The sequence below is a fragment of the Actinosynnema mirum DSM 43827 genome (assembly GCF_000023245.1).
GTDB lineage: Bacteria > Actinomycetota > Actinomycetes > Mycobacteriales > Pseudonocardiaceae > Actinosynnema > Actinosynnema mirum.
The window spans coordinates 3,984,414-4,007,552 of the sequence record NC_013093.1 but is presented as its reverse complement, the minus strand read 5'-3'; the positions used below and the strand labels follow the sequence as shown (position 1 = coordinate 4,007,552).

Below are 23,139 nucleotides of genomic sequence, written 5' to 3'. Positions count from 1 at the left end.
CGGCAGAGTCAAGTGGCGCGTGGACGTGAGGGTGGTGCGGGTGTTCGCTCGGGAGCGGCAGGAGCGGATCGTGGCGGAGCTGCGGCGGGACGGGCGGGTGGAGGTGTCGGCGCTGGCGGTGCTGCTGGGGGTGTCGGAGGACACCGTGCGGCGGGACCTGCGGGCGCTGTCGGAGGCCGGGCACCTGCAGAAGACGCACGGCGGGGCGGTGGCGCTGGACACCGGGCGGATGGGGTGGGCGGCGCGGGCCGGGGTGGCGGGGGACGCGAAGCGGGCGATCGCCCGTGCGGCGGCGGGGTTGGTGCGGCCGGGGCAGGTGCTGCTGCTGGACGCGGGGTCGACGGTGCTGGCGTTCGCGGAGGCGCTGCGGGTGCGGCCGGTGACGGTGGTGACGAACTCGCTGGACGTGGCGGGGGTGTTCGACGGGGACGGGTCGGTGGCGCTGTCGGTGACGGGCGGTCGGTGGGATCCGGTGGCGCGGTACCTGGTGGGGTCGGCGGCGGTGGGGGCGCTGGGGCGGTACCGGGCGGACTGGGCGGTGCTGGGGGCGTGCGCGCTGGACGTCGAGGTGGGGATGACGTCGGTGAGCGAGGCGGACGCGGACGTGAAGTCGGCGATGGCGGGGGCGGCGCGGCGGGTGGCGGTGCTGGCGGACTCGACCAAGCACGGGCAGGTGGCGCCGCACTTCGTGCTGCCGCCGGGTGGGGTGGGGGTGCTGGTGACGGAGGACGTGGAGGCGGGGGCCTCGTGGGGGGAGGCCGGGGTGGAGGTCGTGGTGGCGTGAGCGGGTTTGTGCGGGTTTGTGCCGGGATGGTGGTGCGGGGTGCCTGACGTGGGGTGCTCGACGTGGGGTGGACCGCGGGACCGCTCCCCCGCGGTCCACCCCACCGGCCGGGTCAGCGGCGTAGGCGGGTGGCGGTGGCCAGGAGCGGGGTCGCCAGGTGGGTGGCGGCTGCGCCGAGCGGGGTGGTGGTGGCCTGGATGAGGCGGATGACGCGCATGGCCGCGGTGAGGGCTTCCGCGCCTCGCAGGCGCATTCCCGCCTCGAAGGCCGCGATCGCCTCCAGGAGCGGGGTGTCGCGGTTCAGGTGGGTGACGAGGTCGGCGGCGTCGCGGATGGCGGCGCCCGCGCCCATGCCCGCGGTGGGCGGGGTGGCGTGGACGGCGTCGCCGAGGGCGGTGACGCGGCCCGGCGGCCACGGGGCGAGGTCGGCGGCGCGGGTGGGGGCGGCGTTGAAGCGGAACGCGGCCACGCTGTCGGGGTCGGCGCGGGCGATGACCTCCAGGGTGTGCTCGGCCCAGCCGTGGTGGCGGTAGCGGTCGAGGAGGGCGTCCCTGAGGTCGGCGCCGCGCAGGGCCCGCAGGGCGGTGGTGGCGGGGGTGTCGGGGAACATCGCGCCCCAGATGTAGGTGGGGCCGGTGGTGGTGGCGGCGCGCAGTTCGGGGGCGTCCAGGGCCGCGTTGCCGACGGGGTCGAGGAACCCGAGGTAGAGGGCTGCGCCGCGGGGGCCGATCGACATCTCGGAGCGGGGTCCCAGGCGGCGTTGTCCGGCGGGGGTGAGGTCGGCGCGCAGGGTGCGGCCGGAGAAGCCGGTGATGCCCGTGGGGTGGTTGGTGGGGCCGCCCGCGAGGCGCCTGGCGATGGTGGAGTGGGCGCCGTCCGCGCCGACGACCAGGTCGGCGCTCTCGGTGGCGCCGTCGGCGAAGAGCAGTCCGGGGTTGCCGTCGGGGTCGTGGTCGACGCCGGTGACGTGCCGTCCGAGGTGCAGGTCGGGGCCGACGGCGTCGGCGAGCAGGACGCGCAGGGTGACGCGGTCGACGTCGACGCTGGGGTTGCCGGTGAGGTCGGGGCCGCGTCCCAGGAGCCTGCCCCGGCGGTCGCGGTAGGCGTCGGGTTCGCGCAGGCGCAGGGCCGATCCGGACGCGAGCAGCCGTCGCAGGGTGTGCCGGGGCACGAGGTGCTCCAGGGCGTCCAGGGCCCTGCCGTCGAGGGTGATGTGGTAGCCGCCGGTGTTGGCGATGTCGGTGTCGCGGTCGTGGACCGCCACCTGGTGCCCGCTGCGGCGCAGGCCCGCGCCGAGCGCGAGTCCTCCGATTCCGCCGCCTGCCACGACGATGCGCATGGTGGTCTCCCCCTCGGGTTCCGGTTGGTCGGGGGTGACGGTGGCAGGGGTGGTGGTCACCGGGTGTCCACTACCGGCGGGAGGATGGCGGGGTGGCGAGCACGGCGCACCGGGCGTTGCGGTTGTTGTCCCTGCTGGGGTCGCGCGGGGTGTGGCCGCTGCGCGAGCTGGCGGAGCGGTTGGGGGTGAGCGGGCGGACGGTGCGGCGGGACCTGGAGGTGTTGCGGGGGCTGGGGTACGCGGTGACGTCGGTGCGGGGTCCGGACGGGGGTTACCGGTTGGGCGCCGGGGGTGGGGTGCCGCTGGTGTTCGACCGGGAGCAGGCGCTCGCGGTGGCGGTGGCGCTGCAGACGGCTCCGGGCAGCGTGTTCGGGTTGCGCGAGGACGCGGAGCGGGCGTTGGAGACGGTGCGGTCGGCGGTGCCGGAGGTGCTGCGGGCGGCGATGGAGTCGGTGCGGGTGACGCGGCTGCGCAACCACTGGGAGTTCCCGGCGCCGCCGATCGACCCCGGCGCGCTGACGGCGGTGGGGGTGGCGGTGCGGCGTCGGCGGGTGCTGGTGGTGGAGGTGCTGCGGGTGGACGGGTCGCGGGCGTGCCCCGGTGACGGGGATTTCGTGGCGGCGCGGGCGTTCGAGCCGCAGCACCTGGTGGTGTGGGCGGGGCGCTGGTACCTGGTGGGGTGCGAGCCCGGTGGTTCGGGGTGGCGGGTGCTGCGGGTGGACCGGGTGCTGGTGCGGCCGACGACGGCGGGGTTCGTGGCGCGGGAGGTGCCGGGTGGGGATCTGGCGGGGTTCGTGATGGGCAGTCACGACCGGGGGGACAGTCCGGCGCGGTGGCAGTGCTCGGGGAGCGCGCGGGTGGCGCTGCCCGCGGGGGTGGTGGCGCGGTGGGCGCCGGGTGGTTCGGTGGTGGAGCACCTGGACGAGGGGCGCTGCCGGTTGGTGCTGGGGGCGTGGTCGTGGGCGGGGGTGGCGGGGATTTTGGCGACGTTCGACGCGGAGGTGGACCAGGTGCGGCCGGTGGAGCTGGTGCGGGCGTGCCGGGTGGTGGCGCGGCGGTACGGGGCGCTGGCCGAGGAGGGGGGTGGGGATGCGGAGGGGTGAGGCGGAGGGGTGGGCCGTCAGGCGGTCAGGCGCTGTTCGGTGTGCAGTGCGCGGTGCAGTTGGTCGAGTGACAGCCCCACGGCTTCGGCGAGCGCGGCGACGGTGAAGAACGCCGGGGTGGGGATGCGGCCCCGTTCGATCTTGCGCAGGGTTTCGACGGAGATGCCGGCGTGGGTGGCGATCTGGGACATGCTGCGGTCGCCGCGCGCGGCGCGCAGGAGTTCGCCGAGGCGTTCACCGCGTTCGCGGTCCGACTGGGTGAGTGGCTGGCGCACCATGCTGTGATAGTAATACCGGTATAACTATCACGGCATGGAGTTGTGGATGATCGAGTTGAAGTCCGCTGGCGAGCTGGACGCCATGCGGGCCGCCGGGCTGGTCGTCGCGGACGCGCTGGCGGCGGTGCGGGAGCACGCGGCGGTGGGCGTGTCGCTGCTGGAGCTGGACGAGGTCGCGGCGCAGGTGCTGCGGGACGCGGGCGCGGGCTCGTCGTTCCTGGGCTACCACCCGGCGTTCGCGCCCACCCCGTACCCGGCGGTCGTCTGCGCCTCGGTCAACGACACCGTCGTGCATGGCGTGCCCACCGGCTACCGGCTGCGCGAGGGGGACCTGCTCAGCGTCGACTGCGGCGCGCACGTGGACGGCTGGCACGGCGACTCGGCCACCAGCTTCGTCGTCGGCCACCCCTCCCCCGCCGACCTGGCGCTGATCGACACCGCCTGGCGGGCCCTCGAGGACGCGATCGCGGCGGCGGTGCCGGGTGGGCGGCTCGGGGACATCTCGCACGCGGTGGGCAGGGTGGTGCGCGGCGCCGGGTACGGGATGCCGCGCGAGTTCGGCGGGCACGGCATCGGCCGGGCCATGCACGAGCCGCCGGGCGTGCCCAACGAGGGCCCGTCGCGGCGCGGCGTGGAGCTGCGGCCGGGCATGGTGCTGGCGATCGAGCCGATGGTGCACGCGGGTGGCCTGGACGCGCTGGTCACCGACGACGACGGCTGGTCCCTGCGCACCGCCGACGGCAGCCGCGCCGCGCACGTGGAGCACTCGGTGGCGATCACCGAGGACGGTCCGCGCGTGCTCACAGCCCCCCGGCCGAGCGCAGCACCGCCCCGGTCGTGAACGAGGCCTCCGGGGAGAGCAGCCACGCCACGGCGGCGGCGATCTCCTCGGGCTCGCCCGGCCTGCCGAGGGGGATGGCGGCGGCGACCCGGTCCGGGCGGTCGGGGACCCCGGAGACGCGGTGGATGTCGGTGCGCACGGTGCCCGCCGCGACCGCGTTGACCCGCACCCCGCGCGGCCCCAGCTCCTTGGCCAGCCCCACGACCATGGCGTCGACGGCGGCCTTGCTGGCCGCGTAGTGCACGTACTCCCCCGGTGACCCGAGGGTCGCCGCGGCGGAGGAGATGGCCACGAGCGCGCCGCCCTCGCGCAGGTCGCGGGCGGCGCGCCGGGCGCACAGCAGGGCGCCGACGACGTTGACGTCGACCACGCGCCGCAGGTCGCGCACGTCCAGCTCGACCAGGGTCCCCACGGGGCTGGTGGTGCCCGCGTTGGCGACCGCGCCGGTGAGGGCGCCGAGCTCGGCGGCGGTGTCGAAGAGCCGGTCGACGTCGCCGGGGTCGCTCGCCTCGGCGCGCACGGCGATCGCGCCGGTCTCGGCGGCCAGGGCGTGGGCGGCGGCGGTGTCGGCGCGGTAGGAGAACACGACCCGGCCGCCGTCGGCGGAGAGCCTGCGCACGATCGCGGCCCCGATCCCCCGGCCGCCGCCGGTGACGACGGTCAGGCCAGCCACGAGCCCACCTCCCGGTCCACGGCGCTCGCGCGCTCGGGGGTGTCGACCATGTGGGCCAGGTCCGGCAGGTCGAGCAGGCGGGCGTCCGGGAGGGCGCGGGCGAGGGCGTTCTGGCCGGGGACCATGGCCGGGCGCTCCTGCGCGCCGCGCACGATCAGCACGGGCGCGGTGATGGTGGGGGCGACCCGGAGGTCGCGCTCGACCTCGCGGGCGCGGGGGGACCACTCGTAGTGCGGGTCGTTGACGGTGACGACGGACAGGGCGTCGGTGGCGGGGTTGACCGCGGCGACCCGGCGCACCGGCACCAGGGCCCTGGCGGCGGCGAGCAGCGCGATGTGGCCACCGGCGGAGCCGCCGACCAGGTCGACGGGGCCGTCGGGGACGCCGAGCTCGGCGCGCAGGTCGGCCAGCGCGTCCGGGAGCACGGCGAGGGCGGTCTCCACGAGCGGGGCGTAGCGGTCGACGAGCACGTCGGCGCCCTCGGGGACCGGGGGCAGCGGGAGGTAGGCGCGCCAGGCGTCGACCTCGCGCAGCGGGAGCGCCGCGGCCATCGCGGCGGGGCTGCCGGGGGTGCCCAGCAGGTGCCACAGCAGGACCAGGCGGTTGCCGGTGCGCGGCGGCAGGACGACGCAGTCCAGGCCCGCCGCGGTCGCGGTGATGGTCATGGGGGTCAACGTAGGGCGCGGCGGGCGGTGGTGGTGTCCGCTGTGCGCGGAACCTGCGGTCGGCGCGGTTCGCGCGGGGTGTGCCACCCGAAGGGGCGAAGGCGGGTTTTCACCTGTCTGAAATAGGTGGCGAGGTGGGGCGGGAAATGGTGCGCGCTGGTCCTGATGGCCCTTCCGGTGCGGCACCGCCGGAAGGGCCAGGCCGACCGTTCGGAGCATTTTTGGTTGTCCTCCTCTGTTTTTCGGAACGGGGGTGCGATTATCTTCACGTCCCGATCGGGGATGGCGAGAAGGTCCGACAATGAGGGGGACTGAAAATGAACAGGGCGACGAGAGCGGGCTTGGCCGTGCTGATGACGGGGCTGGCGGGCGCGGGCCTGACGGCCGGGACGGCGGTGGCCGAGCCGGGGGTGATCGTCATCCAGGGCACGTGCGGGCAGGTCTTCCACCCGATCTTGACCGGCGGCGAGGCGGGCTGGACCGTGACCTGCGGGGGTGGCACGGTGCGGGCCCAGGGCTGGGTCAAGGACACCAAGGCGGACGGCAAGGGCGCCGAGGTCTACGGCGCGTGGGGCGACAACGCGTCCTTCGGGACGGTCCGCGCGGGCGGGAACGGCAAGCGGGTGACGTTCAACAAGTCGCACGCGGGCACGGTCGTGAACCTGTACCTGCGCGTGTCCTGACGGGCGCGGGGGAAACGCGTTAATTTCGTGGGACTGAAACCGGGGACCTGAAACCACGCCCCCGGATCAGGGGCCCTGATTCCCGTTCGGGAAATCGGTTCCAGGGCGGTGCGGTTTTCTTCCCTGGGTCTTCCGCGAGGATCGGCGCGCTTCGGGAAAGGCGCTCGTGGCGTCACACCGCGCGGTGTGGCGCCACGAGCCCGAGCGCACCTGGCCCGCCGCCTACCGCGTCGAGTCGTCCCCTGGACCGCCCCGGTCGTCCCCCTGGTGCTCCACCGCCGCCCGGAACAGCCCGAGCCCCAGGTCCACCGGGTCGTCGAGGCCGACCTGCCCCAGCGCGTCCTCGGGCAGCGCCAGCAGCGAGATCGCCACCCCGAGGAAGTACGCGTCCAGCAGCGCCGCGTCCCTCGCCGACCCCGGCAGCCCCGCCACCCGGTGCAGCGCCGCGCCCGCCCCGGCGTTCGCCACGACCATCCGCCCCAGCGCCTCGCGCACCCCCGGCCTGCGCACCGCCTCCAGGTACAGCTCCACCATCGCCAGGAACTGCGTCGGGTCGTCCGCCACCGCGCGCCGCAGCAGCGCCGGGTACAGGCCGGCGACCTGGTCGGCGGACACGCCCGGCGGGGTGGTCGCGCGCAGGCGGTCCACGGCCTCGGCGTGCAGGGAGGTCATGCGGGCCGCCGCCGCGCCGAGCAGGGCGTCCCTGGTGGGGAAGTAGTTCTTCGTCGTGCCCTCCGGCACGCCCGCGCCCCGGTCGACCGCCCGGTGGGTCAGGCCGCGCCCGCCCTCGGCGGCCAGCACCGCGATGGCCGTGTCGCGCAGCAGGTCCCTGCGGTTCGGGTCCCTGCGGTTCGGATCACGGCGGGTCGGGTCGCGGCGGGAGGTCACGGTGAGCAGACCCTAGCCGACACGGTCAGGTGACGTCGTGCGGACGCGGGGGCTCGCCACCAGCGCGCCGCGCTCCAGGACCAGCCACGCGCCGCACGCGCAGCGGCGGTAGGCGACGGGGCCGTGGGCGTCGGCCGGGTAGGCGGGGTCGTCGACGGGCCAGCCGCAGTGGGGGCATCTGGTGTTCACCCGTCCGAGCATGATGTCATTGTTCAGTGCACTTCAACCCTTACGGCGGCGCGGCGGCCCAGATGGCGGCGACGCTGGTGAACCTGGACCGGGACTGCTCGCCCGAGCGGCTGCTGGACGTGCTGCGCACGCTGGACTACAAGCCCGTCGGCACGCTCGACGCGGGCGGGGCGCGGGAGCTGCTGGAGTGGGCGCGGCGGTTGGAGCGGGTGTTCGACGACCCGCGCGGCACGGTCGGGCTGGTCAACGAGCTGCTGGCCGAGACCGCGACCCGCCCGCACATCTCCACGCACGACGGCCGCCCGCCGCACCTGCACTTCGCGCCCGCCGAGCTGCCCACGCAGGAGCGGGTGCGCGCGTACACGGCGGCGGGGGTGGCGCACGCGGTGTGCGACGCGCCGGACCGGCTCGGGCGGTGCGCGGCGCCGGGGTGCGCGGTGGTGTACGTGGACACCTCCCGCAACGGTCGGCGGCGGTTCTGCTCGACGCGGTGCGCGAACCGGGTGCACGTGTCGCTGCACCGCTCGCGGCGCGGGGCCGACGAGGGCTGAGCCTGCGAGAGCTGGGCCCGCGAGGGCTGGGCGGGGTGGCGCGCACCCGCGCGGGACCGGGCGCCGGCCGGACGCGGGTGCGCGCCGTCCCCCTGGGGGGCGGTGGGTCAGCCGACCAGGCGGGCGTACTCGTACCGGGTCTGGCCGTTCTCGTCGCCGCTGTGCTGCCTGCCGACCATGACCTCCAGCTCCCCCGCCTTGGAGCTGCTGCTGCTCTCCTTCTGCGGGTCGGTCCACCGGCGGCCGGTCAGCGTCACGGCGCGCCCGGCCACGCTCAGCTGGGCGGTGGCGTACCGGGTGGAGCCGTTCTCGTCGCCGGAGTGCTGCCTGCCCACCAGGACCTGGTCGGTGGCCGCGGAGAACAGCGAGTTGCTCTCCTTCTGGAAACCGCTCCAGGTGGGCGCGCTGACCGTGGCGATCTGCGAGTCGATCAGGATCAGGGCGCAGTAGTAGGTGGTGGTGCCGTTCTCGTCACCGCCGTGGGCGCGCCCGATCAGGACCTGGTTGGTCGGGCAGGTGAAAGCAACCCCGCCGGACTCCTTGATCTTCTCGGTGTACGCGTCGATGACGACGATCTGCGCGCTGGACTGGGCGCTGGAACTGGCCTCGGCGGCGGACGCCGTGACGGGCATCGCGGCGAGGAGACCCACTGCTGCCAGGGTGGACGCCATCGCCGTCGTGCTCGGGAAGCGGCTCACAACAATTCCTTCCAAGTGGTGTGGAAAGCGGTCGTGAAACTTCTGACGACGGGCAAGCTAACAGGTGTGCGAACCGACCAGGAATAGCCCGTCTGCCGTCTCGTTCACATTCGAACGAGACGGTTTCAGGCGTTTTCAGGGGGCTTTTCCGCCTTCGGCTCCCCGGCGCGGGGGATTGACGGGCGGGCCGGTTCGACCGGTCAGCGGGGCACGCGCCTGCCGAAGCGGGCGTCGGTGAACGACGCGGTGTCCCCCACCAGCGCGGAGGTGACGTCCGTGCGGCCCCGGAACCACACCCGGTCGAAGCGCGCGTCGTGGCCGAAGGTGGTGCCGGTGAACAGCGCCCGCCCGCCGAAGCGCGCCCCGGTGAAGTCCGCCGGACCGGTCAGCTCGGCCCCGCTCAGGTCGGCCCGGCCGGACACCCTGGCCCCGGCCAGGCTCGTCGCGCCCGCCACGCGCACCCCGCGCAGCACCGCGTTGCCGGTGAGGACCGCGCCGGTCAGGTCGGCGTCGGCGGTGAACAGGGTGTCGGCGAGGTCGGCGTGCCGCAGGAACCTGGCCTGCGCGAACGTGGCCGGGCCGGTGACGGTCATCGCGCGCAGCCGCGCGTCGCCCAGGAACACCGCGCCGGTCAGGTCGATCGAGCCGGGGCGGCAGCCCGACAGGTCCAGCTCGACCAGGGTGGCGCCCGCCGCGCGCAGCGCCATGCCGGGCCAGAAGCCGGGGCCGGGGCTCAGGTGGGCGCGCAGGCGGTCCTGCACCTCGGTGCGCCAGGCCGCGTTCAGGCCGCGCGCCACGCCCGAGCGCAGGCAGATCAGCAGCAGGTCGACCGCGTCCTGGCGGCGGTCGGGGCGCTGCGCGACGTGCGCGTCGAGCCGGTCCAGCGCGCGCGGGGCCCCGTCGAGCACGTCGCGGGTGACGCGGCGCCACGCGGTCGGGGTGGAGACCCGGTCGGGGGCGGTGCGGCGGCGGGCGTGCTCGTCGAGGAGGGTGTCGTGCTCGGACATGCGCACCTGGCGCGCCACGGCGACCGCGGCCAGCGCGGCGGCCACCACCCAGGGGAGCCAGGACAGGACCATGCGGTGAATCATGCACCTCGGCGGGCCGCGCGGGGGTGTTCGGAACACCACGCGGATTCGTGGCCCCGGCGGGAACAACCGGGTGGGCGCGCGGCAACGGGGACGCGGTCCCGGCCCGCTCCCCCGGCGCCGAAGCCGTCCGCAGCCGTCCGCGCCCCGGTTGCGCGCGCGTCCCCCGGTCCTCCGCGGGCCCGGCGCTAGGGTCGCTGGCATGGATCTGACCGACGCGTGCTTCGCGGGCGCCGCCGCCCAGGCCGACCTGCTGCGCTCCGGGGTGCTGACCTCCCGCGAGCTGGTGTCCGAGTGCCTGCGGCGGATCGAGCGCGTCGATCGGGGGCTCAACGCGTTCCGGCTGGTGTTCGCCGAGCGGGCGCTCGCGGACGCCGAGGCCGCCGACGCGCGGCGGGCGCGGGGTGGGGACGCGCCGCTGCTGGGGGTGCCGGTGGCGGTGAAGGAGGACTTCGCGCTGGCCGGGCTGCCCACCACGCTGGGCACCTCGGCGGTGGAGACGGTCGCGGACGCGGACAGCGAGGTGGTGTCGCTGCTGCGCGGGGCGGGCGCGGTGGTGGTGGGGCGCACGCGGATGCCGGAACTGGGGCTGTGGCCGTTCACCGAGAGCAGCTGGGCCGGGCCCACCCGCAACCCGTGGTCGCCCCGCCACTCGGCCGGGGGTTCCAGCGGCGGGTCCGCGGCGGCGGTGGCGGCCGGGCTGGTGGGGGCCGCGGTGGGCACGGACGGCGGGGGTTCGGTGCGCATCCCGGCGGCGGCGACCGGGCTGGTGGGGCTCAAGACGCAGCGCGGGCGGGTGCCGCTGGGCGGGCAGCCGTGGGGCGGGCTGGTGGCGGCGGGGCCGATCACGCGGCGGGTGCGGGACGCGGCGCTGCTGGCGGACGTGCTCGCGCCCGGCGAGGACTTCGTGGGGGCCGCGGCCGAGGACCCCGGCCGGTTGAAGGTGGCGGTGGCGCTGCGGCCGTGGTCGGCGGGGGTGCCGGTGGCGCGGGAGGTGCTGGACGCGGTGCTGGACACCGCCGTGCTGCTGACCGACCTGGGGCACGAGGTGGTGCGGCTGGACGCGGCGCTGGCGGAGGTGCCGGGATGGGTGGACTTCTCGGTGCGCTACCTGCGCGACGGGGCCGCAGGCGGGGTGGCGGCGCTGGACCGGCCGGACCGCCTTGACCGGCGCACCCGGCGGGTCGCGGCGATGGGGCGGGCGATCCCGGCCGCCGTGGGGGCGGCGGCGGTGGCGTCCGGCAGGGGCACGACCGAGCGGGCGAACCGGGTGTTCACCCGCTACGACGTGCTGCTGAGCCCGGTGCTCACCCACCCGGCGCTGCGGGTGGGGCAGTGGCGGGAGCTGACGGCGGTGGAGGCGCTGCTCGCGGCGGCCCGGCACACCGCGTTCCTGCCGGTGTGGAACGTGGCGGGCAACCCGGCGGTGGCGGTCCCGGCGGGGTTCACCGGCGCGGGGCTGCCGCTGTCGGTGCAGCTGGTCGGGCGCCCGCACGACGAGCGGACGGTGCTGTCGGTGGCGGGGCAGCTGGAGCGGGCCCGGCCGTGGGCGGACCGCAGGCCGCCGGTGGGGTGAGCCCTGCCGGGGGGCGCCGCCGGGGTGGTCAGCCGTCGAGGGTGGTCAGGCCGCGCTGCTCGTTGACCACGTCCATGGCGACGTCGCGGAGCTTGCGGTTGTCGTTCTGGCTGGCGCGCACGAGGGTGTCCAGGGCCCGCTCGGGGGTGATGCGCAGGCGTTCGGCGATGATGCCGGTGGCGACCCCGATGAGGCGGTTGGTGGGCATGGCCGAGCGGAGCTGCCGGAGGGTCACCTGGGCCTCGGCAAGCTCCTGGCGCAGCTCCTCGTGGCGGGTGTCGGTGGTGGGGTGCTGCTGGTCGCTGGGCATACCGGTACTCCGCTGGTGCACGTGCGTCGGGAACGTGCACCACTGCACCGCGCCGGGGTGGGTGCGCGCTAGCGCGCCAGGCGAAGAGCACTTCCCGGAAAACGAAAACCCGCAGGTCGCGGGTGGGGTGTTCAGCGGTCGGCGGGGTCCGGTCGGCGCAGTGGCGTCCGGCCCCGAGGCCCGCGCCGACCACGTCCACGACCTCGCGCACGAACGAGGCGGTCGGCTCGCGGTGCCCGAACAGCGCCCGGAGCACCACGGGCGCGGCGAACGGCTCCGGTCCGGGGTCGCCGCCGACGCCGCCGCACAGCGCGTAGCGGCCGTTGGGGGGCCAGGAGCGGCAGGTGCTCGGCCATGCCGGGGCCGGCGACGGTGTCGACCACGACGTCGTGCTCGCCGGTGGGGGCGGCGTGGGTGCGGTCCACGGTCGTGGTCGCGCCGAGGGCCGCAGGCGGCCTGCGCGCTCGGGTGAGGAGGTGACGGCGGTGACGCGGGCGCGGGCGATCCGGACGGCGAGGACCCCGATGCCGCCTCCGGCGCCGCGCACGAGCACGCGGTCGCCGGGGGCCACCAGGGCCCGGTGCAGGGTGAGCTCGGCGACCGGGGCGTTGAGCCCGAGGCCGATGGCGTCCAGGCCGTCGGGGGCGGGGCAGCAGGCGAACGGCGTCGACGCTTCCTGCCTTCCCGGTGCCCGCGCGCCGATGGCGGGGCCCGGTTCAGCCGGTATCGGCCACCGGCTTGGCCGGCCCGACCAACCCTGCCGGTCCGGCCTGTTCGGTCTGCCCTGCCGGTCCGGTGTCGGCGGTGAGGTCGGCCAGCGCGTCCAGCTCCGCCGCGCGCCCGGCCCTGCGCAGCTCGGCGCGCAGGTGCTCCAGCCACCCGGCCACCGGTGACGCGGCCAGTTCCGCCGTCACGACCTCGCGCAGGGCGGCGGTGTCGGCGTGCCGGGCCAGGTGGGCCAGGGCGCGCCCGCGCAGCACCGGCCAGTCCCCCGCAGGCGCCGCCAGACCGCGCAGCCGCAGGTAGGCGCCGGAGGTGGGGGTGGTGGTGAACGCCCGCCAGCGCAGGTCGACCGCGTCGTCCAGCCGCCCGACGCGCAGGCACTCGTCCACGGCGGCGTCCACGAGCCGGGTGGCCGCGCCGCGCCCGCCGGTGGCGCGCAACCCGCGCCGGGTCCAGTCCAGGGCCTCGTCGGGGCGGCCCGCCTCGTGCAGGACGGTGGCGATGCGCAAATAGTCCCAGCCGCCCGCGAGGTTGCGGGAGAGCACGAGCACGTGCAGGTCGACGTCGCCGGTGTGCTCGGCCAGCTCCTCCGCGGCGCGCAGCAGGGCCCAGCGCTCGCGGTCGTAGAAGCCGAGCGAGCCGAAGGCGATGACGGGGAGCGCGTCGAACCGGGCCAGCGCGATCCGCCGGTAGTGCGCGAGGCCGCGCTCCCCCAGCGCGGGGGCGTAGGGGGCGAGGCGGACCTCGGGGAGTTCGGGGAAACCGGTCTGCACGCGCAGCAACCACTCGGCCAGCACGATCGGGTCAGGCAGTTCACCCGCACAGGTGGCGGCGTGCAGGTCGAGCACCCGGTCGACGAGCCCGTGCAAGGCGGCCCGGTGGGCGGGTCCTGCGCCGTGCAGGAGGGCCTCGACGACGGAGGCGATGGTGGCGGTGTCCGCTAAACCGGTTCTGACCAGGTCGGACAGCTCGCCGACTGTGGAGGCCAGGCCTTGCCAGCGCAGTTCCCACGGCCACGGCGACCGCAGCAGACTGATCACGCGCTCCGGCAGGACATCCACGTGGAGTAGCCAACCATATAACCCTTGGTGACTAATTCCGCCGTGGTTGATCTTCCAGACGGGTGACGTGCTTACCGCTCGCCCGCCACCAGTTCGGCGAGGAGGTCGCGGACGCGGCGGTCGATCTCGTCGCGGATCGGCCGGACCGCGTCGACACCCCGCCCGGCGGGGTCGTCCAGGGCCCAGTCGAGGTAGCGCTTGCCGGGGAAGACCGGGCAGGCGTCGCCGCAGCCCATGGTGATCACCACGTCGGCGGTCCGGACGGCCTCGGCGGTGAGCGGCTTGGGGGACTCCCGCGACAGGTCGAGCCCGAGCTCGGCCATCGCCTCGACCACGGCCGGGTTGACCACCGCGGCGGGCGCGGACCCGGCCGAGCGCACCAGGACCCGGCCCTGGGCGTGGTGGTGCAGCAGGGCGGCGGCCATCTGGGAGCGGCCCGCGTTGTGGACGCAGACGAACAGCACCTCGGGCAGGTCGGACACGGTGGCTCCTGGGGGTTCTCGGTGTTCCGGCGGTCGGGACGGCTGCGGGGTCAGCGGGCGGCGGGGTGGTGGCGGCGCAGGGCCAGGGAGAGGTGGACCAGGCCGACCAGGACGGGCACCTCGACGAGCGGGCCCACCACCCCGGCCAGCGCCTGGCCGCTGGTGGCGCCGAAGGTGGCGACGGCGACGGCGATGGCCAGCTCGAAGTTGTTGCCCGCGGCGGTGAAGGCGAGGGTGGTGGTGCGCTCGTAGCCGAGGCCGATCGCGCGGCCCAGGGCGTAGGAGCCCGCCCACATGAGGGCGAAGTAGGCCAGCAGGGGCGCGGCGACGCGGGCCACGTCGAGCGGGCGGGAGGTGATCTGCTCGCCCTGCAGGGCGAACAGCACGACGATGGTGAACAGCAGCCCGTGGAGGGCGAGCGGGCCGACGCGCGGCAGGAACCGGGTCTCGTACCACTCGCGGCCCCTGGCCCGCTCGCCGAGGCGGCGGGTGAGGTAGCCGGCCACCAGCGGGACGCCGAGGAAGACCAGCGCGCTCTTCGCGATCTGCCAGGCCGACACGTCCAGGTCGGCGGTGGGCAGGCCGAGCCAGCCGGGCAGCGCGGAGAGGTAGAACCAGCCCAGCAGGCCGAACGCGAGCACCTGGAACACCGAGTTGAGGGCGACCAGGACGGCGGCGGCCTCGCGGTCGCCGCACGCCAGGTCGTTCCAGATGATCACCATGGCGATGCAGCGGGCCAGGCCGACGATGATCAGGCCGGTGCGGTGCTCGGGCAGGTCGGGCAGCAGCAGCCAGGCCAGCGCGAACATCAGCGCGGGGCCGACCAGCCAGTTCAGGGCCAGGGAGGACCAGAGCAGGCGGCGGTCGCCGGTGACGGCGCCGAGCCGGTCGTAGCGGACCCTGGCCAGCACCGGGTACATCATCACCAGCAGCCCGAGCGCGATCGGCAGCGAGATCCCGTCGACCGCGACCGCGTTCAGCGCCCCGTCCAGACCGGGGACCTCTCGCCCGAGCAGCAGGCCAGCCGCCATCGCCGCGCCGATCCACAGCGGCAGCAGGCGGTCCAGGGGCGACAGGCGAGCCGGGGGCGCGGTCACGACGACAGCCCGGCGGGGCGGGTGAGCAGTGCGGCGAGGCGGTCGGTGGTCTCGGGCCGCAGCCGGTAGTGGACCCAGGTGCCGCGCCGCTCGCTGTCGACCAGGCCCGCCTCGCGCAGCAGCTTGAGGTGGTGCGAGACGGTCGGCTGGGACAGGTCGAAGGCGGGGGTCAGCTCGCACACGCAGACCTCGCCGCCCGCGCGGGCGGCGATCATCGACAGCAGGCGCAGCCGGACCGGGTCGCCCAGCGCCTTGAACACCGGGGCCAGCTCGGCGGCCCGCCCGGCGTCCAGCGGCGCGGCGAGCAGGCCGGGGCAGCACTCGGCGGACGACGCGGCCGACTCCTGTTTCGACATGCTTCTATATTGACAACCTTCGATGCCCGCGCGCGAGGCGGGGCGGGAGAACGGCGGAGCAAGCTTCACGAGAGGGGCGCGCACCACGGACGACCAGGCCGCCGACCTGCGCGAGACCGTCCGTCTCCGCAACGCCGCGACCGCGCTCGCCGTCGCCGGGGGCGTGCGTTCCGCGATCATCCGCGCCACCGCGCCCGCGGGCGGTCGATGACAAAAAGGGGCGGCCCGCGCCAGCGGACCGCCCCTGCGCACCCGACTACCTCAGACCGCGCCCTCGCCCTGCCCGACCGCCCGGCGCTCCTCGCCACCGCCCACCTGCCCCGCCTGGGGGGTGGGCGAGCTCAGCTGGCGGGTGGTCTCCAGCGGGCCGGGGACCTCCTTGCGGGCCACCGCCTCCGCCGCGCGCACGGCCTCGGCCACCGCCGGGTCCGGCGCGGTGTCGAACCAGTCGGCGACCGACGGGTCGTCCTGCTCCTGCGTCGGGGCCGCGGGCGGCTCCGGGGCCGGGGGCTCGTAGCGGAACACGCCGTCGTCGCCCGGCTTGCCCAGCATCCTGGCGAAGCCCTCCAGGGCCTTGCCGTAGTCGCTGGGCACCAGCCACACCTTGTTCGCGTCGCCCTGCGCCATCTGCGGCAGCGTCTGCAGGTACTGGTACGCCAGCACCTCGGGCGTGGGCCGCCCGGCCTTGATCGCGGCGAACACCTTCTCGATCGCCTTCGCCTGGCCCTGCGCCTGCAGGTACCGGGCCGCGCGCTCGCCCTGCGCCTTGAGGATGCGGGACTGCCGCTCCGCCTCCGCCGACAGGATCGACGCCTGCTTGGCGCCCTCGGCCGCGAGGATCTGCGACTGCTTCTGGCCCTCGGCGGTCTTGATCGCCGACTCGCGCTGGCCCTCGGCGGTCAGGATCATCGCGCGCTTCTCGCGGTCGGCGCGCATCTGCTTCTCCATCGAGTCCTGGATGGAGGGCGGCGGGTCGATCGCCTTGAGCTCCACGCGCGCCACCCGGATGCCCCAGCGGCCGGTGGCCTCGTCGAGCACGCCGCGCAGCTGGTTGTTGATCTGGTCGCGGGAGGTGAGCGTCTCCTCCAGGCTCATGCCGCCCACCAGGTTGCGCAGCGTGGTGGTGGTCAGCTGCTCGACGCCCACGATGTAGTTGGAGATCTCGTAGACCGCCGAGCGCGGATCGGTCACCTGGAAGTACACCACCGTGTCGATGGACACGGTCAGGTTGTCCTGGGTGATCACCGGCTGCGGCGGGAACGACACGACCTGCTCGCGCAGGTCGATGCGGGCGCGCACCCGGTCCAGGAACGGCACCAGGATGTTCAGGCCCGGCGCCGCGGTGGTGCGGTAGCGGCCAAGGCGCTCGACCACCGCGGCCGTGGCCTGGGGGATCACCAGAACGGACTTCGCCACCGTGATCAGCACCAGCAGCACCAGGACTGCGATCAACACGATTGTGACGGTCAAAACCCACCTCCTCAGGTCCCCAGCACCACGGCGGTCGCGCCGGAGATCTCGACAACGGTCACTTCCGCGCCGGGTTCGAGCACGGCGTGGTCCATGGACCGCGCCGACCAGACCTCGCCCCCGATGCGGACCCTACCCCCGTGCCCGTCCACTGTGGACACGACGACGGCCGTGCCGCCCAGCAGCGCCTCCACGCCCGAGCGGTGCCCGAGCCCCTTGTCCAGGCGGCGCTTGAGCACCGGGCGGACCCCGGCGACCAGGCCGAGCGACAGGGCGGAGAACACCAGGGCGCTGACCACCAGGTCGGCGCCCAGCCCCGCCGCTCCCGCCGCCCCGAGCGCGGCGGCGCCCAGCATGACGAGCACGAAGTCACCCGACAAGACCTCGGCCGCGATCAGCAGGACACCGAGGATCATCCAGATCAGCGCGGGCACGAAACCCATCCTTCCACCGATGCGGGGCGGGCGGGGGATCTTGCCGGAATCGGACTAATCCGGCAGCGGTTCCGTGACGAAGTCGATCAGCCGCTCCACCGCGCCCAGGATCGACGGCTCCAGGTCGCGGAACCCGCCGACCCCGGCGAGCACCCGCTGCCAGCCCTCCCACGTCTCGCCCCAGCCCAGCTCGGCGCACACCCCTTCCTTCCACGGCACGCCCCTGGGCACCACCGGCCACGCCGCGATCCCCACCGCCTCGGGCTTGACCGCCTGCCACACGTCCACGTACGGGTGACCGGTGACCAGCACGTCCGGGTCGGTGATCCCCTCGACCAGGCGGGACTCCTTGCTGCCGGGCACCAGGTGGTCCACCAGCACCCCGAGCCGCCTGCCGGGCCCGGTGCCGAACTCGGCGATCCGCGCGGCCAGCACGTCCACCCCGTCGAGGGGCTCGACCACCACGCCCTCCACCCGCAGGTCGTGGCCCCAGACGCGCTCGACCAGCTCGGCGTCGTGCAGGCCCTCCACCCAGATGCGGCTGTCGCGGGCGGTGCGGGCCTTGAGGCCCTCCACGCGGATCGAGCCGGACGCGGAGAACGCGCGCGCCGCGGCGGCGGGGGTGGCGGACGGCGCGGGGCGGGTGAGGGTGACGGGGGCGCCGTCGATCAGGAACGCGGCGGGCAGCAGCGGGAACTGCCGGGTGCCGCCCCTGCGGTCCTCCAGCACGACCCGGCCCTGCTCGAACCGCACGACCGCGCCGCAGAACCCGGAGGAGGCGTCCTCGACGACCAGGCCGAGCTCGGCCGGGACCTCGGGCACCTTGCGGCGCTTGGGGGCGGACAGGACGTCGCGGCCGTAGTCGTGGGATCGCACGTCCGGGGACGTTACCCCCGGACGGGCTACGGGGCGTGACAGCGTGCGGGCGGTCCGGCGCAGGGCGGCGGGTTCGGGTCTACCGCAGCGGCGGCCCCCACGCGGTCGCGGGCGCGGCTAGGTTGCCGGGCATGACCGAGCTGGGTCCCGTCCGCTGGCCGCCCGACCCGATCCGCACCGGACGGCTCGTGCTCCGCCCCTCCGAGGCGCGCGACCGCGCGGCGCTGGTCGAGCTGTTCTCCTCGCCGCAGGTGGGCGCGGGCGTCGGCGGCCCGCAGCCGCCCGAGCGGTTCGACCGCGCGGTGCTGGAGCGCGAGATGCCCGAGGTGCCCGGCGACCGCCCCGGTTTCCTCGTGGTCGAGCTCGGCGGGGCCGCGGTCGGCGCGGTCACGTTCGACCGGCGTCCCGCCGAGCCCGGCTCCACCCGGCCGGACGGGGAGGTCGGCATCGGCTACCTGTTCCTGCCGGGGGTGTGGGGGCGCGGGTACGCCACCGAGGCGTGCGAGGCCGCGCTGGACTGGTTCGCCCGCGCGCTCCCCGGCGAACCGGTGCTGCTGTGCACCGCGCTGGACAACGGGCGCTCGGTGCGCCTGGCCGCGCGGCTCGGGTTCGCCGAGGTGGAGCGGTTCCGGGCGTACGGGGCCGAGCAGTGGCTCGGCGTGCGCGTCCCGCCCCCGCCCTCCCGCTGACGCCCGCCCCGCCACCCCCGGCCGTCCGGTGCCGGACCGCGTTGTCGCAGGGGTTGTCACCCGTTCGCGGGGCGCCGGGACTCGCGCTTTCGGGTGAGGTTCCCGGGTGTGGGCGTGCGGGCGCTGTACCCAGGGGTTATGCGCGCGACGTGGCGGGGGTCGGTGACGGTCGGGCTGGTGTCGTTCCCGGTGCGGTTGACGCCGGTGCGGCAGGAACGCGGGGTGCGGCTGCACCAGGTGCACCGGGTCGACGGCGGCCGGGTGCGGCACCGGCGGGTGTGCGAGCTGTGCGGCGAGGAGCTGGAGGCCGCCGATCTCGCGCGCGGGCACGACTCCGGGGCCGGGGTGGTGCTGGTGGAGGACGAGGAGCTGGCCGGGCTGCGGGCGCTGCCCTCGCGGGCGGTGGAGGTGGTGCAGTTCTCGCCAGCCGGGCAGGTGGACCCGGTGCTGCTGGGGCGCGCCTACTACCTGGAGCCGGAGGAGCCGGGGACCGGGTCGTACTCGGTGCTGCGGGAGGTGCTGGAGCGCGGCGGGCTGGTCGGGATCGCCCGCGTCCCGCTGCGGGGGCGCGAGGTGGTGGCGGTGGTGCGACCGCGCGGCGGGGTGCTGGTGCTCCAGGTGCTGGTGTGGGCCGAGGAGGTGCGGGAGCCGGACTTCGTGGTGCCGGTCGCCGTCTCCGGCGAGCGGGAGCTGGGGCTGGCGGCCTCGCTGGTCGGGGCGATGACCGAGGACTTCGACCCGGCCGCGTTCCCCGACGCCTACTCGGCGGGCCTGACGCGGGTGGTGGCCGACAAGCTCGCCGGGCAGCGGCTGGAGCGGCAGGAGCGGCAGCGGCGCGAGGCCGGCGAAGTGCGGCAGGCCGACGAGACGGACGAGGCAGCCGAGACCGAGGTGCCGGAGGTGGACATCCCCGCCTCGCGCGCGCCGGGCGAGACCGGCGGCGAGCTGCTGGCCGCGCTGCGCCGCAGCCTGGAGCGGCTGCGCGGCGGGCGGCGCTGACCCGCGCCCGCCCCACGCCCTGGTTAGGCTCGCCCCATGCCGAAGATCGCCACCGCCGACGCCGTCGACCGCGCCGCGCTCGTCGAGTTCCTGCGCCCCCGCCACCGCGCGGTGCTCATGACCTCCCGCGCCTCCGGCGGGACCCAGTCCTCCCCCGTCACCTGCGGGGTCGACGCGCAGGGCCGGATCGTGGTGTCGACCTACCCGGAGCGGGCGAAGGTGCGCAACATCCGGCGCGAGCCGCGGGTGAGCCTGTGCGTGCTCTCCGACGACTGGGACGGCCCCTACGCGCACGTGGACGGCGTCGCCGAGGTGCTGGACCTGCCCGAGGCCCTCGAACCGCTGGTGGAGTACTTCCGCTGCGTCGCGGGCGAGCACCCGGACTGGGACGAGTACCGGGCGGCGATGCTCAAGCAGGGCAAGGTGCTGGTGCGGGTGGCGATCGACGGCTGGGGGCCGATCGCCACCGGTGGTTTCCCGCCTGGGCGGTAGCGCGCGGGTCAGGACGCGCGCCGGACCGGGCTCGGGGAGAGGCGACCCGGTCGAGGTGGGCTAGTCGACGCGGTGGTGCTCGCCGCCCCACCCGGCCGGGTTCTCCAGGAGCGCGCAGATCCGCTCGTCCGGCCCGGCGATGGCCGCCACGTGCCCGGTGGGCACCCGGCGCGGCTCGGCGACGGTGCTCGCCCCGAGGCCGTTCGCGGTGGCGAGCGCGGCGGCCAGGTCGGGGACGGCGAAGTAGGTCAGCCACCCCGAGGGCAGCGCCTGGTCGGTGCGCAGCCTGCCGGTGACGGCCCTGGGCTGCGGCGTGATGCTGTCGTACAGGGTGAAGTCCTCGTCGGGGGTGCGGCTGGTCCAGCCCAGTTCGGCGGTCCAGTGCGCGTCGTCCTCGACCGGGTTGACCAGCTCGACCCAGCAGGGCTCGCCCGGTCTGGGCGGCGGGGCCCAGGGCCCGTGGAGCGGGCGGCCCGCGTCGGTGTCGGTGTGCGCGTCGATCACGCGCGGCTGCTTGGCCGCGAAGGTGACGCGCCAGGTGGGGTCCTCCCCTGGGGTGATGCGGGTGGCCAGGCGGTCGCCCGCCCATCCGCTGTAGGCGTCTCCGGGTTCGGCGATGACGACCCAGCCGAACAGCTCGGCGTAGAAGTTCATCGCGGACTCGGGTCGGGACGCGCTCAGCTCCAGGCGGCGCAGCCCTCGTGTGGTGGGGGTGGGCATCGACTTCCGATCGGATTCTTGATCTAGGAACGCCTATCTATCGCAGGGTTTCGCTCCGGGGACAATGCGCCGTCCGGTGCCTGCGGTTGGGCTGAAAGGACTTGCCCCAGCGGCACCGGGCCGCCGAGGTGGAAGCCCTGCCCGACGCGGACGCCGAGGCTGGTGAGGGTGCGGACCTGCTCGGGGCGCTCCACCCACTCGGCCACGGCCGACAGCCCGAGCCCCTGGGCGATGCGCATGATCCCGGACACCAGCACCGCGTCCGGGCCGCGCTCGTCGATGCCGCGCACGAACTCGCCGTCGATCTTGATGCCGGTGATGGGCAGGTGCTTGAGGTGCACGAACGAGCCGAACCCGGAGCCGAAGTCGTCCAGCACGATCCGGCAGCCGTGGCCGCGCAGCTGGTGGGCGAGGGTGCGGGCGGCGTCCAGGTTCGTCACGGCGGCGGTCTCGGTGATCTCGATGCCGAGCCTGCCCGGCGCCACCCCGGCCCCGGCGAGCCGGTCGAGGACGAACCCGCCGAACTCCGGGTCCTCCAGGGTGCGGCCGGAGACGTTGACGTTGAACCGCAACTCCGGGTCGGGGTGGCGCACCAGGGTGTCGATGGCGGTGGCCAGCACCCACCGGTCGATCTCGTGCACCAGGTTGGTGCGCTCGGCCTCGGGCAGGAAGTCCGCGGGGCCCAGGCGCGGCTCCTGCCCGTCCTCCAGGCGCAGCAGCAGCTCGTGCCCGAGGACGCGGCCGGTGGCCAGGCGCACCATCGGCATCGCGTGCAGCGCGAGGCCCCCGCCGTCCAGCGCACCGCGCAGCCGGTCCAGCACGGACACGCGCTTGGCGGTGTCGGCGTAGTGGCCCGGCTCGTACACGGTGACCCGGTTGCGGCCTGCCGCCTTGCTCGCGTAGAGCGCCAGGTCGGCGTTGGCCAGCACCAGCTCCCACGTGTCGCCGCTCGTGCCGTACCCGGCCACGCCCGTGCTGATGGTGGTGCGGGTGGCCGGGGTGGCCAGCGGCAGGCGGGCGATGGTGTCGCGCAGGTGCTCGGCCACGCGGGCGGCGTCGGCGGGGCCGGTGTCGGGCAGCACCACCGCGAACTCGTCGCCGCCCAGCCTGCCGATCAGGTGCTCCGGTTCCAGGCGGGTGCGCAGCGCGGCGGCCAGGGCCCGCATGAGCCGGTCGCCCACGGCGTGCCCGCGCAGGTCGTTGACGTCCTTGAAGTTGTCCAGGTCCAGCAGCAGCAGCGACCCGGTGCCGCCGGTGGCCAGGCGGCGCTCCAGCTCGCGGGTGACCGCCCGCCGGTTCGCCAGGCCCGTCAGCGGGTCCTGCTCGGCCAGGGCCAGCAGCTCGTCGTGCACGCGCCGGGACTGGGTGATGTCGTGCGCGGTGCCCAGCACCCGCTGCGGGGTCCCGTCGGGGTCGGTGACGACCTCGCCGAAGCACTCGAACCAGCGCTCGGTGACGCCGTCGCCCAACGTCATGCGGTGCGTGTAGGAGAACCCGGCCCCGGTGCGCAGCGCCTCGGTGAGGGTGGACTGGATGGTGGGCAGGTCGTCGGGGTGGACGTGCCCGGTGTACGCGGCGTAGTCCAGGGCGGTCCCGGCCGGGTAGCCGAACATGCCCAGCAGGGTGTCGGACCACTCGACGCGGTCCTCGGCGATGTGCCACTCCCAGGTGCCCATGCGGCCCAGCACCTGCGCGCGGCGCAGCGCGTCGGCCTCGTGGGTGGCCTCCAGCTCCCGGTCGCGCCACGCGGTGACGTCGGCGACCCGGTACAGCAGGTCCCCGCCGGAGGCGTCGAGCCGCTGGCAGGTCACCTCCAGCCACCGGTGGCCCTCCCCCGCCGGGGTCAGCAGCGCCAGGCCCGGCCTCGGCCGGTCGGGGGCTCCGGGGAGCAGCGCCGACAGGGAGCGGCCCGGCAGGTGCTCGGGATCGATGCCGAGGATGCCTGCCAGCGCGGGGTTGGCCCACCTCAGGGTGGTGGCGGGGTCCGTCACGCCGTAGCCGATGTCGGTCCGCTGGAGCACCTCTCGGTGCCACGCGCCGCCCACGCGTCCTCCCGGTGTCGCTGCCGTGCTCG

General features: G+C 75.4%; 29 protein-coding genes. 11 read left to right on the top strand and 18 right to left on the bottom strand.

All coding sequences use genetic code 11. From position 1 onward, the window contains the following. Window positions 1-19: 19 nt before the first annotated feature. Window positions 20-784, top strand: a complete 765-nt coding sequence (locus tag AMIR_RS37310; protein WP_187313525.1) for a DeoR/GlpR family DNA-binding transcription regulator — start codon at window positions 20-22, stop codon at window positions 782-784. Window positions 785-896: 112 nt separating this feature from the next. On the opposite strand, the gene AMIR_RS17165 is transcribed toward AMIR_RS37310, so the two are convergent. After that, entirely contained in the window at window positions 897-2,183 is a 1,287-nt protein-coding gene (locus AMIR_RS17165; protein WP_015802226.1) for an FAD-dependent oxidoreductase, read from the bottom strand. Window positions 2,184-2,215: 32 nt separating this feature from the next. Between AMIR_RS17165 and AMIR_RS17160 the strand changes: the two genes are divergently transcribed. Beyond that, window positions 2,216-3,226: a helix-turn-helix transcriptional regulator gene (locus tag AMIR_RS17160; RefSeq protein ID WP_015802225.1), complete on the top strand. Its 1,011-nt coding sequence runs from the start codon at window positions 2,216-2,218 to the stop codon at window positions 3,224-3,226. A 17-nt stretch (window positions 3,227-3,243) separates the two neighbouring features. On the opposite strand, the gene AMIR_RS17155 is transcribed toward AMIR_RS17160, so the two are convergent. After that, window positions 3,244-3,504: a helix-turn-helix domain-containing protein gene (locus tag AMIR_RS17155; RefSeq protein ID WP_015802224.1), complete on the bottom strand. Its 261-nt coding sequence runs from the start codon at window positions 3,502-3,504 to the stop codon at window positions 3,244-3,246. Between the two features lie 46 nt (window positions 3,505-3,550). Between AMIR_RS17155 and map the strand changes: the two genes are divergently transcribed. Beyond that, complete coding sequence (gene map / locus AMIR_RS17150) at window positions 3,551-4,345, top strand: type I methionyl aminopeptidase (protein WP_015802223.1); 795 nt, start codon at window positions 3,551-3,553, stop codon at window positions 4,343-4,345. On the opposite strand, the gene AMIR_RS17145 is transcribed toward map, so the two are convergent. After that, on the bottom strand, window positions 4,305-5,018 hold the full coding sequence (locus AMIR_RS17145) for an SDR family oxidoreductase (protein WP_015802222.1): 714 nt from the start codon (window positions 5,016-5,018) through the stop codon (window positions 4,305-4,307). The genes map and AMIR_RS17145 overlap by 41 nt on opposite strands. After that, window positions 5,006-5,683 carry an alpha/beta hydrolase gene (locus tag AMIR_RS17140; RefSeq protein WP_015802221.1) on the bottom strand — a complete coding sequence of 226 codons (678 nt, stop codon included), beginning with the start codon at window positions 5,681-5,683 and terminating at the stop codon, window positions 5,006-5,008. Before AMIR_RS17140 ends, AMIR_RS17145 begins: the two co-directional genes overlap by 13 nt. A 317-nt stretch (window positions 5,684-6,000) precedes the next feature. Here AMIR_RS17140 and AMIR_RS17135 point away from each other — a divergent pair, with 317 nt between their 5' ends. Next, the gene (locus tag AMIR_RS17135; protein ID WP_015802220.1) at window positions 6,001-6,366 is read left to right on the top strand and encodes a hypothetical protein; all 366 of its coding nucleotides are present in this window, start codon (window positions 6,001-6,003) and stop codon (window positions 6,364-6,366) included. Between the two features lie 222 nt (window positions 6,367-6,588). Here AMIR_RS17135 and AMIR_RS17130 read toward each other — a convergent pair whose 3' ends face one another. Together AMIR_RS17130 and AMIR_RS40365 are read right to left on the bottom strand one after the other, a co-directional pair. Continuing rightward, entirely contained in the window at window positions 6,589-7,254 is a 666-nt protein-coding gene (locus AMIR_RS17130; RefSeq protein WP_015802219.1) for a TetR/AcrR family transcriptional regulator, read from the bottom strand. A gap of 12 nt (window positions 7,255-7,266) precedes the next feature. Continuing rightward, the gene (locus AMIR_RS40365; RefSeq protein ID WP_187313524.1) at window positions 7,267-7,443 is read right to left on the bottom strand and encodes a hypothetical protein; all 177 of its coding nucleotides are present in this window, start codon (window positions 7,441-7,443) and stop codon (window positions 7,267-7,269) included. A 26-nt stretch (window positions 7,444-7,469) separates the two neighbouring features. On the opposite strand from AMIR_RS40365, the gene AMIR_RS17125 reads away from it, so the two are divergent. Continuing rightward, complete coding sequence (locus tag AMIR_RS17125; RefSeq protein WP_015802217.1) at window positions 7,470-7,994, top strand: CGNR zinc finger domain-containing protein; 525 nt, start codon at window positions 7,470-7,472, stop codon at window positions 7,992-7,994. 107 nt (window positions 7,995-8,101) lie between these two features. Here the strand turns inward: AMIR_RS17125 and AMIR_RS17120 are convergent, their stop codons facing one another. Both AMIR_RS17120 and AMIR_RS17115 read right to left on the bottom strand, forming a co-directional pair. Continuing rightward, complete coding sequence (locus AMIR_RS17120) at window positions 8,102-8,692, bottom strand: hypothetical protein (protein WP_015802216.1); 591 nt, start codon at window positions 8,690-8,692, stop codon at window positions 8,102-8,104. Between the two features lie 200 nt (window positions 8,693-8,892). Further along, window positions 8,893-9,771: a pentapeptide repeat-containing protein gene (locus AMIR_RS17115; RefSeq protein WP_041836818.1), complete on the bottom strand. Its 879-nt coding sequence runs from the start codon at window positions 9,769-9,771 to the stop codon at window positions 8,893-8,895. Between the two features lie 211 nt (window positions 9,772-9,982). On the opposite strand from AMIR_RS17115, the gene AMIR_RS17110 reads away from it, so the two are divergent. Continuing rightward, window positions 9,983-11,356, top strand: coding sequence for an amidase family protein (locus tag AMIR_RS17110; RefSeq protein WP_015802214.1), 1,374 nt, complete (start codon window positions 9,983-9,985; stop codon window positions 11,354-11,356). Between the two features lie 28 nt (window positions 11,357-11,384). Here the strand turns inward: AMIR_RS17110 and AMIR_RS17105 are convergent, their stop codons facing one another. Then, window positions 11,385-11,666 (bottom strand): ANTAR domain-containing protein, encoded by a 282-nt coding sequence (locus AMIR_RS17105; RefSeq protein ID WP_015802213.1) that lies wholly within the window; start codon window positions 11,664-11,666, stop codon window positions 11,385-11,387. 354 nt (window positions 11,667-12,020) lie between these two features. Here AMIR_RS17105 and AMIR_RS42775 point away from each other — a divergent pair, with 354 nt between their 5' ends. Beyond that, window positions 12,021-12,146, top strand: a complete 126-nt coding sequence (locus AMIR_RS42775; protein ID WP_280956290.1) for a hypothetical protein — start codon at window positions 12,021-12,023, stop codon at window positions 12,144-12,146. A gap of 236 nt (window positions 12,147-12,382) precedes the next feature. On the opposite strand, the gene AMIR_RS17100 is transcribed toward AMIR_RS42775, so the two are convergent. From AMIR_RS17100 to AMIR_RS17085, 4 genes are all read right to left on the bottom strand, one after another. Continuing rightward, window positions 12,383-13,450, bottom strand: a complete 1,068-nt coding sequence (locus tag AMIR_RS17100; protein ID WP_015802212.1) for a DUF6880 family protein — start codon at window positions 13,448-13,450, stop codon at window positions 12,383-12,385. A gap of 71 nt (window positions 13,451-13,521) precedes the next feature. Continuing rightward, window positions 13,522-13,932, bottom strand: a complete 411-nt coding sequence (locus tag AMIR_RS17095; RefSeq protein ID WP_015802211.1) for an arsenate reductase ArsC — start codon at window positions 13,930-13,932, stop codon at window positions 13,522-13,524. Window positions 13,933-13,982: 50 nt separating this feature from the next. Next, entirely contained in the window at window positions 13,983-15,029 is a 1,047-nt protein-coding gene (arsB, locus tag AMIR_RS17090) for an ACR3 family arsenite efflux transporter (RefSeq protein ID WP_015802210.1), read from the bottom strand. Next, the gene (locus AMIR_RS17085; protein ID WP_015802209.1) at window positions 15,026-15,385 is read right to left on the bottom strand and encodes an ArsR/SmtB family transcription factor; all 360 of its coding nucleotides are present in this window, start codon (window positions 15,383-15,385) and stop codon (window positions 15,026-15,028) included. The genes arsB and AMIR_RS17085 overlap by 4 nt, the downstream gene beginning before the upstream one ends. A gap of 22 nt (window positions 15,386-15,407) precedes the next feature. Here AMIR_RS17085 and AMIR_RS17080 point away from each other — a divergent pair, with 22 nt between their 5' ends. Beyond that, entirely contained in the window at window positions 15,408-15,596 is a 189-nt protein-coding gene (locus tag AMIR_RS17080) for a hypothetical protein (protein WP_015802208.1), read from the top strand. A 50-nt stretch (window positions 15,597-15,646) separates the two neighbouring features. Here the strand turns inward: AMIR_RS17080 and AMIR_RS17075 are convergent, their stop codons facing one another. The 3 genes from AMIR_RS17075 to AMIR_RS17065 are packed head-to-tail and all read right to left on the bottom strand — an operon-like array spanning window position 15,647 to window position 18,165. Then, window positions 15,647-16,837: an SPFH domain-containing protein gene (locus AMIR_RS17075; RefSeq protein ID WP_240439039.1), complete on the bottom strand. Its 1,191-nt coding sequence runs from the start codon at window positions 16,835-16,837 to the stop codon at window positions 15,647-15,649. A gap of 29 nt (window positions 16,838-16,866) precedes the next feature. Then, a complete protein-coding gene (locus AMIR_RS17070) occupies window positions 16,867-17,298 on the bottom strand; it encodes an NfeD family protein (protein WP_015802206.1) in 432 nt (143 codons plus the stop codon). A 45-nt stretch (window positions 17,299-17,343) separates the two neighbouring features. After that, window positions 17,344-18,165, bottom strand: a complete 822-nt coding sequence (locus tag AMIR_RS17065) for a DUF3097 domain-containing protein (RefSeq protein ID WP_015802205.1) — start codon at window positions 18,163-18,165, stop codon at window positions 17,344-17,346. 131 nt (window positions 18,166-18,296) lie between these two features. Between AMIR_RS17065 and AMIR_RS17060 the strand changes: the two genes are divergently transcribed. From AMIR_RS17060 to AMIR_RS17050, 3 genes are all read left to right on the top strand, one after another. Beyond that, window positions 18,297-18,854, top strand: a complete 558-nt coding sequence (locus tag AMIR_RS17060; protein ID WP_015802204.1) for a GNAT family N-acetyltransferase — start codon at window positions 18,297-18,299, stop codon at window positions 18,852-18,854. 138 nt (window positions 18,855-18,992) lie between these two features. Beyond that, window positions 18,993-19,853, top strand: a complete 861-nt coding sequence (ku, locus tag AMIR_RS17055) for a non-homologous end joining protein Ku (protein ID WP_015802203.1) — start codon at window positions 18,993-18,995, stop codon at window positions 19,851-19,853. A gap of 36 nt (window positions 19,854-19,889) precedes the next feature. Then, window positions 19,890-20,345, top strand: coding sequence for a PPOX class F420-dependent oxidoreductase (locus tag AMIR_RS17050; protein ID WP_015802202.1), 456 nt, complete (start codon window positions 19,890-19,892; stop codon window positions 20,343-20,345). Between the two features lie 60 nt (window positions 20,346-20,405). Here the strand turns inward: AMIR_RS17050 and AMIR_RS35835 are convergent, their stop codons facing one another. Both AMIR_RS35835 and AMIR_RS17040 read right to left on the bottom strand, forming a co-directional pair. Then, on the bottom strand, window positions 20,406-21,065 hold the full coding sequence (locus AMIR_RS35835) for a VOC family protein (protein ID WP_015802201.1): 660 nt from the start codon (window positions 21,063-21,065) through the stop codon (window positions 20,406-20,408). Window positions 21,066-21,088: 23 nt separating this feature from the next. Then, window positions 21,089-23,110 carry a putative bifunctional diguanylate cyclase/phosphodiesterase gene (locus AMIR_RS17040; RefSeq protein WP_015802200.1) on the bottom strand — a complete coding sequence of 674 codons (2,022 nt, stop codon included), beginning with the start codon at window positions 23,108-23,110 and terminating at the stop codon, window positions 21,089-21,091. Between the last annotated feature and the right edge of the window lie 29 nt (window positions 23,111-23,139).